Annotated in this window: 14 protein-coding genes; 3 read left to right on the top strand and 11 right to left on the bottom strand. The window is 61.5% G+C overall.

What is annotated here, in order from left to right; all coding sequences use genetic code 11:
* Positions 1–78 precede the first annotated feature (78 nt).
* The 3 genes from KSP9073_RS10615 to KSP9073_RS10605 all read left to right on the top strand — a co-directional run bounded on the left by KSP9073_RS10615 (position 79) and on the right by KSP9073_RS10605 (position 3,882).
* Complete coding sequence (locus tag KSP9073_RS10615) at positions 79–531, top strand: MerR family transcriptional regulator (RefSeq protein WP_108842950.1); 453 nt, start codon at positions 79–81, stop codon at positions 529–531.
* Entirely contained in the window at positions 521–3,307 is a 2,787-nt protein-coding gene (locus tag KSP9073_RS10610) for a heavy metal translocating P-type ATPase (protein ID WP_108842949.1), read from the top strand. Before KSP9073_RS10615 ends, KSP9073_RS10610 begins: the two co-directional genes overlap by 11 nt.
* 143 nt (positions 3,308–3,450) lie before the next feature.
* The gene (locus tag KSP9073_RS10605; RefSeq protein ID WP_108842948.1) at positions 3,451–3,882 is read left to right on the top strand and encodes a VOC family protein; all 432 of its coding nucleotides are present in this window, start codon (positions 3,451–3,453) and stop codon (positions 3,880–3,882) included.
* A 35-nt stretch (positions 3,883–3,917) separates the two neighbouring features.
* On the opposite strand, the gene KSP9073_RS10600 is transcribed toward KSP9073_RS10605, so the two are convergent.
* The 11 genes from KSP9073_RS10600 to rpsP all read right to left on the bottom strand — a co-directional run bounded on the left by KSP9073_RS10600 (position 3,918) and on the right by rpsP (position 13,980).
* Positions 3,918–4,532, bottom strand: a complete 615-nt coding sequence (locus KSP9073_RS10600; RefSeq protein WP_207771461.1) for a YitT family protein — start codon at positions 4,530–4,532, stop codon at positions 3,918–3,920.
* A gap of 114 nt (positions 4,533–4,646) precedes the next feature.
* A complete protein-coding gene (locus KSP9073_RS10595) occupies positions 4,647–6,449 on the bottom strand; it encodes a single-stranded-DNA-specific exonuclease RecJ (RefSeq protein ID WP_243409196.1) in 1,803 nt (600 codons plus the stop codon).
* An 82-nt stretch (positions 6,450–6,531) separates the two neighbouring features.
* Entirely contained in the window at positions 6,532–7,152 is a 621-nt protein-coding gene (locus KSP9073_RS10590; protein WP_108842947.1) for a glutathione S-transferase family protein, read from the bottom strand.
* Between the two features lie 43 nt (positions 7,153–7,195).
* Positions 7,196–8,593, bottom strand: coding sequence for a threonine synthase (gene thrC / locus KSP9073_RS10585; RefSeq protein WP_108842946.1), 1,398 nt, complete (start codon positions 8,591–8,593; stop codon positions 7,196–7,198).
* Between the two features lie 17 nt (positions 8,594–8,610).
* On the bottom strand, positions 8,611–9,927 hold the full coding sequence (locus KSP9073_RS10580) for a homoserine dehydrogenase (protein ID WP_108842945.1): 1,317 nt from the start codon (positions 9,925–9,927) through the stop codon (positions 8,611–8,613).
* Between the two features lie 117 nt (positions 9,928–10,044).
* Entirely contained in the window at positions 10,045–10,806 is a 762-nt protein-coding gene (locus tag KSP9073_RS10575) for a DsbC family protein (RefSeq protein ID WP_165814225.1), read from the bottom strand.
* Between the two features lie 7 nt (positions 10,807–10,813).
* The gene (gene xerD, locus KSP9073_RS10570; RefSeq protein ID WP_108842943.1) at positions 10,814–11,701 is read right to left on the bottom strand and encodes a site-specific tyrosine recombinase XerD; all 888 of its coding nucleotides are present in this window, start codon (positions 11,699–11,701) and stop codon (positions 10,814–10,816) included.
* Between the two features lie 179 nt (positions 11,702–11,880).
* On the bottom strand, positions 11,881–12,246 hold the full coding sequence (rplS, locus tag KSP9073_RS10565; protein WP_086620701.1) for a 50S ribosomal protein L19: 366 nt from the start codon (positions 12,244–12,246) through the stop codon (positions 11,881–11,883).
* A 119-nt stretch (positions 12,247–12,365) separates the two neighbouring features.
* Positions 12,366–13,154 (bottom strand): tRNA (guanosine(37)-N1)-methyltransferase TrmD, encoded by a 789-nt coding sequence (gene trmD / locus KSP9073_RS10560; RefSeq protein ID WP_108842942.1) that lies wholly within the window; start codon positions 13,152–13,154, stop codon positions 12,366–12,368.
* A gap of 32 nt (positions 13,155–13,186) precedes the next feature.
* Positions 13,187–13,702 carry a ribosome maturation factor RimM gene (gene rimM / locus KSP9073_RS10555; protein WP_108842941.1) on the bottom strand — a complete coding sequence of 172 codons (516 nt, stop codon included), beginning with the start codon at positions 13,700–13,702 and terminating at the stop codon, positions 13,187–13,189.
* Between the two features lie 17 nt (positions 13,703–13,719).
* On the bottom strand, positions 13,720–13,980 hold the full coding sequence (rpsP, locus tag KSP9073_RS10550; RefSeq protein ID WP_108842940.1) for a 30S ribosomal protein S16: 261 nt from the start codon (positions 13,978–13,980) through the stop codon (positions 13,720–13,722).
* Between the last annotated feature and the right edge of the window lie 62 nt (positions 13,981–14,042).

The raw sequence follows: 14,042 nt of genomic DNA, 5'->3' as shown, positions 1-14,042 counted from the left end.
ACGAACCACCCACCTTGACCCTGTGGCCACCCCAGGGTTTTATGCTGGTCACATGACAGGCAACCGGCAGGCGATGACATGAAAATCGGTGAACTGGCCGAACGTGGCAACGTGACCCACGAAACCATTCGACACTACGTCCATCAGGGACTGATTCATGCCGAGCGCAATCCCGATAACGGCTATCAGCTTTTTGATGACGAAGCGCTCAGGCGACTGCGTTTTATCAACCGCGCCCGCACGCTGGGCTTCAGCCTGAAGGAAATCGGCGAGATCTTTGCCCACACCGATCACGGTGACTCGCCCTGCCCCATGGTGCGAGACCTTCTGCAAACCCGTCTGCCTGAAGTCAGATCACGAATTCGCGAACTGGAGCAGCTGGCCGATCGCATGGAAAAGGCGCTTGAGGTCTGGTCCTCCATGCCGGATGGCGCCCCCGATGGACACACGCTGTGTCAGCTGATCGAACACTGGAACGAACCACGCACCGATATGCCCGAAGGTGACGCCAGGAGCCCTCATGTCTCATGATCATCGTCTCGCTTTGAGCGGCCTGCACTGCGGTGGCTGCGTCAAACGCACCCGCGCCGCACTGGAAGCCCTCGACCCCGAGGCCCATATCGACATCGATGTGGAACACCTTGTCATCCGCACCGATCAATCTATTGAAGCGGTTATCGAGACCGTCGAAGGTGCCGGCTTTCAGGCGACCCCGGTCCAGAGCGAGCCTCACCACTACACGCTGGCCCTCGAGGGTCTGCACTGCGGTGGCTGCATCAAACGCACGCGTACCGCACTGGAAGCGCTTGATCCTCAGGCGCAGATCGAACTCGATACCGAGCATCTGTCGATCACCACGCATAACACCCGGGATGAAGTCATCAGCGCCGTGGAAGAAGCGGGCTATCGTGCCACGCCTGCCGACAGCACGCCGCAGCCCGAGACCGAGCCAAGGCCCGAGGCCTCTAAAAGGTCGGATACGCAAGACGCTGTCGAACAGGCGGATGCTGACACCTCGATGCCATCGGACAAGGCCTCGAGAGACGCCATCGAACTTCAGCTGTCCGGTATTACCTGCGCCGGCTGTGTCCGCACCATTCAGAACGCTCTGGATCACGTCGACGGCGTCAATGAGGCTCAGGTCAACTTCGCCACCCGCAGTGCCCGGGTGCGCGGCAGCGCCACGTCCGGTGATCTGATCCAGGCAGTCGAACGGGCCGGCTACGGCGCCGAAGTCATCGAGAGCATCGAACAGGGCGAAACCCGCCGCGGTGAGCTGGAACAGCAGAGCTATCGTCGCAAGCTGCGCGACACCTGGCTGGCGCTGGTGCCCGGCATTGCGCTGATGCTGTCAATGTTCTTTCATCACCCGCAGCTGGAAGGCAGCGAGCGCTGGTTCTGGGTCGCCATTGGTGTAGGTGTGCTGGGCGTCATGCTGACCGCCGGACGCGGCTTTTATGATGCCGCCTTGAAGGCCGTGCGCCATCGCATGGCCAACATGGATCTGCTGGTGGCCATCGGGGCCACCACCGCCTGGCTCTACTCGATGTTTGTCGCGCTGTTGCCAGCCGCCGTGCCGGAGGCCGCGCGCGCGCTCTATCTCGAAGCACCGCTGATGATTATCGGCCTGATCAGTCTGGGGCAGGCCATTGAGACCCGCTCGCGCGGGCGCACCTCAAGGGCACTATCGCAGCTGGTCTCGCTGCGCGCCAGCACGGCGCGGGTGATGCGCGACAATCAGGAAGTCGATGTGGCGATCGAGGATGTGGTGCGCGGCGACCTTGTTCGCCTGCGCCCCGGCGAGCGGGTGCCGGTGGACGGCGAGGTGGTCGAGGGCCGCAGCCATATCGATGAATCGATGCTCACCGGTGAACCTCAGGCCGTCGCACGAGAAAGCGGTGACCGGATCTCGGCCGGCACGCTCAATACCAAAGGCACCCTCACGCTGCGCGCCACCCAGGTGGGCAGCGACACCAGTCTGTCACACATTATCGAACAGGTGCGTCAGGCGCAGGGGTCACGTCCGCCCATCAGTCGGCTGGCCGACCGGGTCGCCAGCATCTTTGTGCCGGCCGTGATGATCGCGGCCATCATTACGGCGCTGATCTGGTTCAACCTTGGCCCCGAGCCGCGCATCACGCACATGCTGATCACCGCCACCTCGGTGCTGATCATTGCCTGCCCCTGCGCCCTGGGGCTGGCCACTCCGATTTCGACCATGATCGGCGTGGGCCAGGCCGCCAGCGCCGGCATTCTGATTCGTCACGGCGAATCGCTGCAGCGTATCGGCGAGCTGACCGCGCTGGTGGTCGACAAGACCGGAACGCTGACCGAGGGCAAGCCGCGCGTGACCGACAGCGTCTGGCAGGATGAAGACCATGACCGGGCACTGGCGCTGCTGGCAGCGCTTGAGCGCGGCTCGGAGCACCCGCTGGCCAGCGCCGTGCTGACGTATTGTGGCGAGCAGCCGTCGGATGGGGGAAATGTCTCAAACTTTGAGGCCCTTTCCGGACGCGGCGTCACGGCCACCGGTCCGAACGGTGAGCAGCTGGCGCTGGGCAATGCGGCCCTGATGAGTGATCACCACGTGGCCCTTGATGAGGTCAGCGACACCGTCAGCGCGTGGGAAGATCAGGCCCGCAGCGTATTGTATTTTGCCATTGAGGGTCGGCTGGTCGCGCTTCTGGCCGTGCAGGACCCGCTGCGTCACGATGCCAAGGAAGCCATCGAACGGCTGCATGCGCGACATCTGCGCGTGGTCATGCTGACCGGGGATGCCGAACCCACGGCGCGGGCGATCGCTCGGAAAGCAGGCATTGATGAGGTGCATGCAGGCCTTCTGCCCGAGGACAAACAGACCCATATCGAGCGACTGCGCCGCGAGGGATATGTGGTGGGCATGGCCGGTGACGGTATCAACGATGCGCCGGCACTGGCGGGTGCCGATGTCGGTTTTGCCATGGGCGCCGGCAGTGATGTGGCCATCGAATCGGCAGGCGTGGCCCTGATGCGCGATTCATTGCACGGCATCAGCGACGCCATCGATTTAAGCCGTGCCACGATTGGCAACATCAAGCAGAACCTGTGGGGCGCCTTTGCCTATAACACGCTGGGCATTCCGATTGCTGCCGGCGTGCTCTATCCACTGACCGGCACCCTGCTTTCCCCCATGGTGGCGGCACTGGCGATGGCGGCCTCCTCGGTGACCGTGGTCACCAATGCCAACCGGCTGCGCCACTTCACCCCGGAACGGGTCAACACCTCGCGCGGCGACACCGCGCTTGAAACTACGGAGGCCATATCATGAGCCTTTTGATCAATGCACTGGGGGTTGTCCTGATCGCCCTGATCGCCTTGTGGTTCTGGGGCGGTCGCAAGGACACATGACAGTGTGGGCCCGCTGGCCCACACTGGTCCTTCAGGCCAATAGCTACCCGGGAGCGTTTATCAATGTCGACACAGCCGGCACCCGCCCTTCGTGGCGTGATCGAAACCGTGCTTTACACCGCTGACATGGCCAGGGCCCGAGCCTTTTTTGAAACGGTACTGGGGCTCTCCCCGCACCTGGCCGATGAACGCTTTACGGCCTATCCGACCGGGCATTCCATGTTGCTGCTGTTTCAGCAGGGGCAAACCGATGACACCGTGCATCTGCCCAATGACATGGGGACCATACCCCCCCACGACGGCAACGGCCGCCAGCATATTGCCCTGGCCATCGATGATGATGCCCTTGCCGACTGGGAGGCACATCTGGCGCGTCATGAGGTGACCATTGAAGGACGCACCCACTGGCCGCCCGGCGGCGAAAGTCTTTATTTTCGCGACCCCGACGGCCACCTGCTGGAGCTGGTGACCCCCGGGCTATGGCCCAATTACTGAGCGGTCATGGCCCGGTGCCTGGTGGCTGCAGGCGTTTAATTGCTGCTGGTGCCGGTATAGCGCCCCGGGCGGTGATTGAGGGTCAGGATCACGCCCAGCACCGCCGCGCCCACAATGGAATAGATCACGTTGGCCGGCGGCAGTACGAAAAAGGCCAGAATCATGACCAAACCGTCGAGGGCGAGCTGAACCTTGCCGGCACTCCAGCCGCGCCGGTCCTGCAGATACATGGCAAGAATGTTGAAACCGCCCAGACTGCCGCGATGACGAAAGAGGGCCAGCGCCCCCAGTCCGATCAGACTCCCGCCCATCAGCGCTGCAAACAGCGGCGATACGTCGCCGATCGTGATCCAGCGCGGCATCTGCCAGCTGATCAATGACAGCAGGGCAATGGCGGCAAAGGTCTTGAGCGCAAACTGATGGCCGACCCGCTGCCAGGCGAGCCAGTAAAAGGGCAGGTTCACCACGAAAAAGACCGGGCCGAAGTCCCAGCCGGTGATATAGGTAATTAAAAGCGCAATGCCGGCAGTGCTGCCAATCAGAATCTGGGCATGTTCATAAAGCCCTACACCTAAAGCGGCACAGGCCGAGCCCAGCATGATGGCCATGATATCTTCATGCAGGCGATGTCGAGTGGCAGGTACATCCATCGATAATATCCTTGTTGTTGTGTGCCCACCGGATAGGCAGTGCATTGGTCACGGCGCTTGTGGCACCTCGGGATATTATCGGCAGCCCACGCACAGGCGTCGAGCAGCGGTGCGTTATTCGAACTGCGGCGTGGCGTGTTCGATCATCAATTGCAGGCTCTCCCGGCCGCGATAACGATTGCGCGACAGACGAAAGGCGCAGCGTATTTCCTCCCCGACCGCCACCGGCATATTCTCGCCGGGTGTGACCGCACGAAACCAGATGGCGCGGACCATCTGATCGCCGACGTCCAGCGTCATCATCAGGTGGTTGCCTTCACTACCGACCAGACGCGCCTGATCCACCACGAAGCGACCCTCGAAAAGCGGCGCCTCGAACTCGCGCCCATAGGGAGCCAGCGCCTCAAGCTCGTCGAGAATCGGCAGCGCCAACTGATGAGATTCCAGCGCACCGTCGCTGAGAATCAGCGGATAGAGCTCTCGCCCGTTCAGCTGCTCGTCGATGGCCGTGGCCAGCGCATGACGAAAGACATCCTGCTGACAGACAGGGACGCCCACCCCGGCCGCCCCGCTGTGACCGCCAAAGCGCGGCAAGGCCTCGGGGGACAGCTCGCAGGCACGCTGAAGCGCATCACGCAGATGAACACCTTCTACCGAACGGCCGGAGCCGGTCAGCATCTCCGGGTCCGGCGACTGAGTCAGCACTACGGCGGGGCGCCCAAACGCCTGCACCAGCCGTGAGGCCACAATGCCCTGCACGCCCGGATGACCGTCGGCCAGATGGACCACCAGCACGCGCGCGCCCTGCTCCAGCTGCTGATGCGCCAGGCCGCGCGCCTGCTCGGCCATGTCGGCTTCGATCGCCTTGCGAGACTGGTTGTCATCATCGAGCACGTTGAGATAGCGCCGCGCGCTGGCATCATCCTCGGCCAGCATGAAATGCAGCGCCGCGTAGGGATCATCCAGCCGCGAGCGGGCGTTGATACGCGGGCCCATCTGAAAGGCCAGTGTCTCGGCATCAAAGGGCGTGCTGTCCGGTCCCAGCCGCTCGGCCATCATCCGCCAGCAGGGCGCCTCCATGCGGTTGATCAGCTTGAGCCCGAGGGTGACCACGGCGCGATTGATGGCACTGTCGCCCAGCGAGACGCAGTCGGCCACCGTACCCAGTGCCACATAGGCAAGCCATGGGGAAAGCTTGGGGGTATCACTTGCCAGCTGGCCGGCCTCGATCAGATGCGTGCGGGTCAGCGACATTAAAAGCCAGCACACCATGCAGCCGGCGATGGTGGCATCGGGGTAGTCGCAGTCGGCGCGCGATGGATTGACCACCGCAAACGCTGACGCCGGCGGCCCTTCCATGGGCAGGGCGTGGTGGTCGGTCACCACCACATCAATACCGGCTTCCTTCAGACGTGCCAGACGCGGCTCGTCGCTGGACCCGCAGTCGGCACTGATGATCAGCGACGGGCGCGGCGACAGCGCCAGCGTCTTGTCGACCAGGGCACTGCTGATGCCATAGCCATCATTGATGCGATGGCCGATGAGACTGTGAAGCCGCTTGCGCGGGACACCAAACAGCTCGACCAGCGTTCGCAGAATCACCACATGTGAGGTAATGCCGTCGACGTCATAGTCGGTAATGATGCCGATGTGTTCACCGTCGATGACGGCGCGGGCAATTCGCTCGGCGCCGCGAGTCGCATCACACAGTTTGCCGGGATGCTCGATATAGCGCAGTGCCGGCGCAATCAACGCCGATACCGGAGCGCGCGGGTCCTTGAGGCGACCGGCCAGGATCCGTGCCTGCAGCTCGGTCAGGCCGGCATCAAGTGCCTCCTGATAGAGCCCTGCATGACAGGGGCGCTGCAGGATTCTCTTGTCCAGTAACGTTTTCAGGGGATGACGCACGTTATTCACGGGGGCTCCGGAGACTGAAAGGCTGCGCCAACGTCCATGACGCCGGCACAGCCTTGTATGAAGGATCGCTCTCTTTATGCCATCAGGTCAAAGAGGTCATGACCTGCCGCTGGTAGGACACACGTTCGGTCAGACGCTGATACCAGCGCTCGAGATGAACCAGCGTCGGGCGCTCGATGGGCATCTCGAACCAGGCATACGCCATGCACCCCAGCGGGATATCGCCCATGCCCAGCGCCTCGCCGGAAAGCCAGGGCTGATCAGCCAGCACGGCGTCGACGCGCGTTAGCAGCGTCGCACATTGTGCAACCCCCCGATCCCTGCAAGTGCTGTCGCGCTGATCCGGCGACAGCCTTACGGCATTCAAAAAGACGTCCCTGAAGGGAGCGGTCAGAGTCGAAGTGGCCCAGTCCATCCACTTGTCCGCCGCAGCGCGACGGGCCGGATCATGCGCCGCCAGTGGCGCCTCGCCATACTTTGCCACCAGGTAGCGCACGATGGCGTTGGATTCCCACAGCACCAGCTCATCGTCCTGCAGGCAGGGGATCAGGCCATTGGGATTGAGCGCACGATAGTCGGGATCATCCACGATGCCAAACTCGCCGCCAGCATCGATACGCTCGATATCAAGCCCAAGCTCATCGGCGCACCACAGCACCTTTTTGACATTGGTCGAGTTGGCCCGGCCCCATACCTTCAGCATGTCCTCTCCTCACGCAGTGATGTAGACAACGCTCACAGCCTGATCAGCTACTGGCGACCCGATGCTCGGCGACAAAACGCTGAACGTCCCGGGCATTGGCCGGCAACACGTCGTAGCGCTCCTCACGGTCCATCAGATCACTCATGGATTCAGGGAGCGCTGCGCCCTCAAACCCTGCCCTGACAACGGCATCCTCGAACTTGGCCGGGTGGGCCGTGGCCAGCGTGATCATGGGAGTCGTGTCATCGCTGCGCGCCACTTCAGCCGCGCGATAGCCGGTCGCGGTGTGCGGGTCGAGCAGCTCACCGGTACGCGCAAAGGCCTCGCGAATCACCTCGAGGATGGTGTCATCATCCACGCGGTGGCTGCCGAATTTCTCGCGCAGCGTTGCCAGCGGCGCATCAGCCAGCGCCGTGGGCTCCTGCTGGAAGCACTCCAGCAGTGCGCGAACCCGGTCACCATCGCGGTCATAGGCGTCAAAGAGCAAACGCTCGAAATTCGATGACACCACGATGTCCATTGAAGGCGCGAGCGTGGCGGCCAGCTCGCGTTTGGAGAAGTCGTTGTCGGTCAGCGTTCGGTGCAGAATATCGTTGGCATTGGTCGCAATGACGAACTGCTTGACCGGCAGCCCCATGCGACTGGCCGTGTAGCCGGCAAACAGATTGCCGAAATTGGCCGATGGCACCGTAAAACTGACCTCGCGATGCGGCGCGCCCAGCGCGACGCCCGAGGCGAAGTAATAAACGATCTGCGCCATGATGCGTGCCCAGTTGATCGAGTTCACCGCGATCAATCGGGTGCCATTGAGAAAGCCCTGGTCAGCGAAGCTTGTCTTGACGATGGCCTGGGCATCATCGAAGTTGCCTTCGATGGCGATGTTATGAACATTGTCGGCCAGCACCGTGGTCATCTGGCGACGCTGCACGGCAGAGACGCGCTGATACGGATGCAGGATAAAGATGTCGAGGTTGTCGCAGTGGCGGCAGCCTTCAATGGCGGCCGAGCCGGTATCGCCGGAGGTCGCCCCCATGATGACGCCCTTCTCGCCGCGCTTTTTGAGAAAGTGATCGAGCAGGCGACCCAGCAGCTGCAGCGCAACGTCCTTGAACGCCAGCGTCGGCCCGTGAAAGAGCTCCATCAGCCAGTGGTTGTGCGAGAGCTGTTTGAGCGGCACCACGGCGTCATGCTTGAAGGTCGCGTAGCTGTCATCGATGAGACCGCGCAGGGTGTCATCGTCGATCTCGCCGCCGACAAAGGGCTTCATGACCCGAAAGGCGATCTCGGCATAGGGCTGCCCGGCCATGGCCGCGATCTCTTCACGAGAAAACTGCGGCAGTGTCTCCGGCACATAAAGGCCACCGTCGGGTGCCAGTCCGGTCAGCACCGCTTCTTCAAAATTCAGCGCGGGAGCGTTTCCGCGCGTACTGATGTAACGCATGGTCTGTGCGCCCCTGATCAGACGTTTTCGTCAAGGTGTTCGATGCGAATTCGGGTGAGCGGCCCGGCGATATCGGCCAGCGCTTCAAGCTGTCGGATTGCTTCGTTCATGTTGGCTTCACGGGTGCGATGAGTCGTGATAATGATCGGCACCAGCTCGCCTTCGGTGGCTTCCTTCTGGATCAGCGCCTCGATGCTGACCCCCTGCTCGGCCAGAATGGTGGCCACACGCGCCAGCACGCCCGGACGATCCACTGCCAGAAGGCGCAGATAATAGGCCGTGACGATGTTCTCCATCGGCAGGATCGGCAGACTCTCATCGCCTTCCACAATACCGCTGAAGGCCAGATAGGGGGTGCGATAGTCATGGTGGGTCGCCATGTCGCGCGCCACATCCAGCAGGTCGGCCACCACTGCCGAGGCCGTCGGCTCGGCGCCGGCCCCCGCACCGTAGTAGAGCGTCGGCCCCACGGCGTCGCCCATGACTTCGATGGCATTCTTGACGCCGTGCACGTTGGCCAGCAGTTGCTCTTTGGGAACAAGCGCCGGGTGCACCCGCAGCTCAATGCCTTCACCGGTACGCTTTGAGATGCCCAGGTGCTTGATGATGTAGCCCAGCGCCTCGGCCTGTTTCACGTCATCAAAGGTGATGCGCGAAATCCCTTCGGTATAGGCACGCTCGAACTGCAACGGCACACCATAGGCGATCGAGGCCAGAATGGTCAGCTTGTGGGCCGCATCGATGCCTTCGACGTCAAAGGTCGGGTCGGCTTCGGCATACCCCAGCGCCTGCGCTTCGGCCAGCACGTCCTCAAAGGCCCGGCCCTCGTCACGCATGTGGGTCAGAATGTAGTTGCCGGTGCCGTTGATAATGCCGGCCACCCACTGAATGCGGTTGGCACCCAGTCCCTCGCGCAGCGACTTGATGACCGGAATGCCACCGGCCACGGCCGCTTCAAAGGCGACTATCACGCCCTGTTCGGCTGCCGCGCGAAAGATCTCGTTGCCGTGCACGGCGATCAGGGCCTTGTTGGCAGTGACGACGTGCTTGCCATGACGAATGGCTTCCAGCACCAGCTCGCGGGCCACGTCGTAGCCACCGATCAGTTCGACCACGACATCGATATCAGGGTTTCGGGCCACCTCGAAGACATCACGAGTGACGTTGACCCCGGTCAGATCCACCTGCGGATTATCGCGCCGCGCACCGATCTGCTCTACCACAATGGCGCGCCCGGCGCGGCGCTCAATGTCCAGCGCATTACGCACCAATACATTGAACGTGCCGCTGCCCACGGTCCCCAGTCCGCAAATGCCTACCTTTACCGGTTCCACCGTCTTGCCCCCTGGTCTACTGATCTCAACGCTGCATGACTGTTTTCCCGGTACGGTCAGGACACCGGGAGGAGAAGCAGTGTAACGCCCTGCACGGCTTCCATGAATGCCTTGTGATTAATTCTCCAGGTCCAGCATGCCGACCAGTCGATCCACTGGTACATAGCCCGGGATCATGCGCCCATCAGGGAGGATCAGCGCCGGCGTTCCCTGGATGGCCATCTGCTTGCCCAGCGCAAACTGCGACTCGATGGGCGTGTCACAGCTGGAGGTACCCTTGAGCTTCTTGCCCTTCATGGCCTGGGTCAGTGCCTCGCTGCGATTGTCATTGCACCAGACCTGACCGAGCTCACGCGCCCCTTCGCCCTGCATGCCGGCACGTGGAAAGGCCAGATAGCGCACCTCGATACCACGCTTGTTGAGCTCAGGCACTTCTTCATGAAACTTGCGGCAGTACGGGCAGGTGGTATCGGTAAAGACGTTGATCACGGCCTTGACCTCACCGGCAGGCCGAAATACGACCGTATCCTTGTCGGACACCTGCTTGAGCAGTTCCACGCGATGCTGCTGCTGTTTCTGCTCGGTCAGATTGACCATCTGCCCGCTGTCATTGCGGTAAAGATCGCCCACCAGTAGATACTTGCCGTCCCGATCGCTGTAGAGCGTCTGACCGCCTTCAAGCTGGACCTCATAAAGACCCGGCAGGGGCGATGCCTCCACCGCGCGAACCGGCATCGACTGGCCGTTGACGATCAGGTGATCGGCCAGATCTCCGGGCACATCGGCGTCATCGGCCTGAGCCGCCGGGGCCAGTACGGCACCCGCCAGCAGTACACCGGTCAAAAACGAACGAAAGGAGAAAGCAGGCGATATGGACATGGGTAATTCAGCCCCTTGGGTGATGTTTGGCATGAATGGCTTCAAGACGCGCCTGAGCCACTCGAGTGTAAATCTGTGTGGTAGAGAGGTCACGATGACCGAGAAGTTCCTGCAGGACACGCAGATTGGCACCGTGATTGAGCAGGTGCGTGGCAAAGGCATGACGCAGGGTATGTGGCGACAGCGACGCGTCGATACCCGCTCGGGTAGCATGGTGCTTGATGCGATACCAGAAGGTCTGTCGCATCATGAAACCATTGCTGCGCCCTGGAAACAGGGGCGCCCGGGTAATGTCTGTCATCAGCTCACCACGCCCTTCGCGCAGATAGCGTTCCAGCCACTCCATGGCGGGCTCCCCCATTGGCACCAGCCGTTCGGCGTCGCCCTTGCCCAGCACCCGCACCACCCCCTGGCGCAGGTTGATGCTGTCCACCCGTAACCCGACCAGCTCGGAGACACGCAGCCCACAGCTGTAAAGCACCTCCAGCATGGCCCGGTCGCGCAGCCCCAAAGCAGTGGTCACATCCGGGGCGCCGAGCAGGCGCTCGACCTCTTCTTCCTCGAGTGTGCCAGGCAGCCCTGCACTGGCTCGAGGCGCCACGATATCGGCCAGCGGGTCGCTGTGGATCTGGCCGGTGACCAGTGCCCAGCGATAAAAGCGGCGCAGGCTGGAGGTCAGTCGGGCATCGGAGCGCGCCTGATAGCCATCACGGCGTCGTTCATCAATAAGATTTTGATAGGTCTGACTATCCGGCGCCAAAAGGCTCATGTCGTGACGTGACAGATAACGCTGCCAGTGCATCAGGTCACGGCGGTAGGCATCCAGCGTGTGCATGCTGGCACCACGCTCAAGCCATAGCGCATCAAGAAAAGCATCAATCAGCTGGCTGGACATGACAGTTTCTCATGAAAACACGACCGTGATTCGGGCAGGCCTTTATGGCGCGCCCGTTCTGATGTTGCACAGACCGGCTCCAGACAGACCGGTTCCAGACAGACAAAAACCCCGCCCATGATGCATGGTGCGGGGTCTTTGGGAAACTGCCCGATGAACCCGGGCAGTAACGGAAAGGCTCAGGACTTCTTGGCGAGCTTTTCCTTGATACGTGCAGACTTGCCGCTGCGATCGCGCAGGTAGTAAAGCTTCGCCTGACGAACGTCACCACGGCGACGCACTTCAATGCTGTCAACCTGACGGCTATAGGTCTGGAAAGTACGCTCAACGCCCACACCGTGAGAGATCTTGCGCACGGTGAATGCCGAGTTCAGGCCGCGATTACGCTTGCCGATGACAACGCCTTCGAACGCCTGCAGACGCTCACGGCTGCCTTCCACGACCTTGACCTGTACCACGACAGTGTCGCCGGGGCCGAAATTCGGGATTTCCCTGTCCAGCTGCTCGTTTTCAAGCGCCTGGATAATCAGGTTTTTGCTGCTCATGACATTTCTCCAATGTGACTGGACCCGGTAGCAGTGTCTGCAACACCAGCGTCCTTGATCCCGGCGACATGCGCGGGGTCGATTCGTGGGTGACGCGGCATTATTTGAGCGATGGCTCTTTAATCCCGCACCGCCGCATCGGCATCCACCGATGCGTGTTCGTCGATGAACTCGTCCAGCAGTTGACGCTGTTCGCGGTCGAGTGTCATCTCCTGCAGCAGTTCCGGCCGACGCTGCCAGGTTCTTCCCAGCGACTGCTTAAGCCGCCACCGGCGAATTTCGCCGTGATGACCACCCAGCAGTATCTCTGGCACCCGTCGTCCATCCACTTCTTCCGGACGCGTGTAATGCGGACAGTCCAGCAGTCCGGCACTGAAGGAATCTTCTTCAGCAGAGGCCTGATGACCCAGCACCCCCGGCACCAGCCGCGCCATGGCATCACACAGCACCATGGCAGGCAGTTCGCCGCCGCTGAGCACATAGTCACCGATGGACCACTCTTCATCGATATCAAGATCAATGACGCGTTCATCGATGCCTTCGTACCGCCCGGCAACCAGCACCAGCCTGCTGCTTGAGGCCAGCTGCCTGACGCCTTCCTGATCCAGCCTTCTCCCCTGCGGGGAAAGATAGATCACGCGTACCGGCTCATCGCCACTGCCGGCCTGCTGTTCGCCGTGACGTCTGGCCTCGGCAATGGCACTACGCAGCGTATCGACCTTCATCAGCATGCCGGGGCCGCCCCCATAGGGACGATCATCCACGCTGCGATGGCGATCCAGAGCGTAGTCACGCGGATTCCAGCAATCGACGCGCATCAGACCACGCTCAACGGCGCGCCCGGTAACACCATAGCGTGTTACGGCATCAAACATTTCCGGAAACAGCGATACCACTCCAATCCACACGGCCCATTACTCGCCTGAAGGGAAGACAATCATCAAAAATCGGGATCCCAGTTGACGGTCATGAGACCACCCTCGAGATCAATCCGTGTGACGACGTCATCCGGCAAAAATGGAATCAGGCGCTCGCGGTCTTCACCCCGAACCACCAGAACGTCGTTGGCACCGGTTTCGAAAAGATATTCGACCCGCCCCAGTGCCAAACCGTCGACCGTATGTACGTTGAGCCCTTCCAGCTGATACCAGTAGTACTCATCGTCTGCCAGTGCCGGCAGCTCATCGGCCTTGAGCCAGATGGTAGCCCCCGCCACACGCTCGGCAGCTTCTCGTGAATCAACACCATCAAGGCGAACCACCAGTCCCTTGCCGTGACGTTGACCGTTGAGCAGGGTCATGGGCGTTCGCTGCCCATTATGCTCGATCAGCCAGGTTTCGTAGGCGAGGATACCCTCCATGGGGCTGGTCCACGAATACACGCGAAGCCACCCTTTAACGCCATAGGGGCTGGTCAGCTTGCCCATGACGACGTAATGCTCAGGCGACTGCGTCATACCGATTCCAGAATGTATCAGGCGGAAGCGGTTTGCTGCTTGCGCGCAAAACGCACCAGCTCGGCAACGCGATCAGAGAGCTGAGCGCCCTGGGACTGCCAGTGCTCGATGCGCTCGAGATCGATACGCAGACGTTCCTGCTGACCACGGGCAATCGGGTTGAAAAAGCCCACCTGCTCCAGATAGCGGCCGTCACGCTTGACGCGCGAATCGGTCACATGCAGGTGATAAAAGGGACGCTTCTTGGCGCCACCACGTGCCAGACGAATGGTAACCATTTAAAGTCCTTCAGTTGGAATAACGTCGTACCAACAGCACGACGAGGCCATAAACATGTTGC

It is taken from the genome of Kushneria phyllosphaerae (assembly GCF_900312995.1).
Classification (GTDB): domain Bacteria; phylum Pseudomonadota; class Gammaproteobacteria; order Pseudomonadales; family Halomonadaceae; genus Kushneria; species Kushneria phyllosphaerae.
This window is presented reverse-complemented; position numbering and strand designations above follow the sequence as displayed.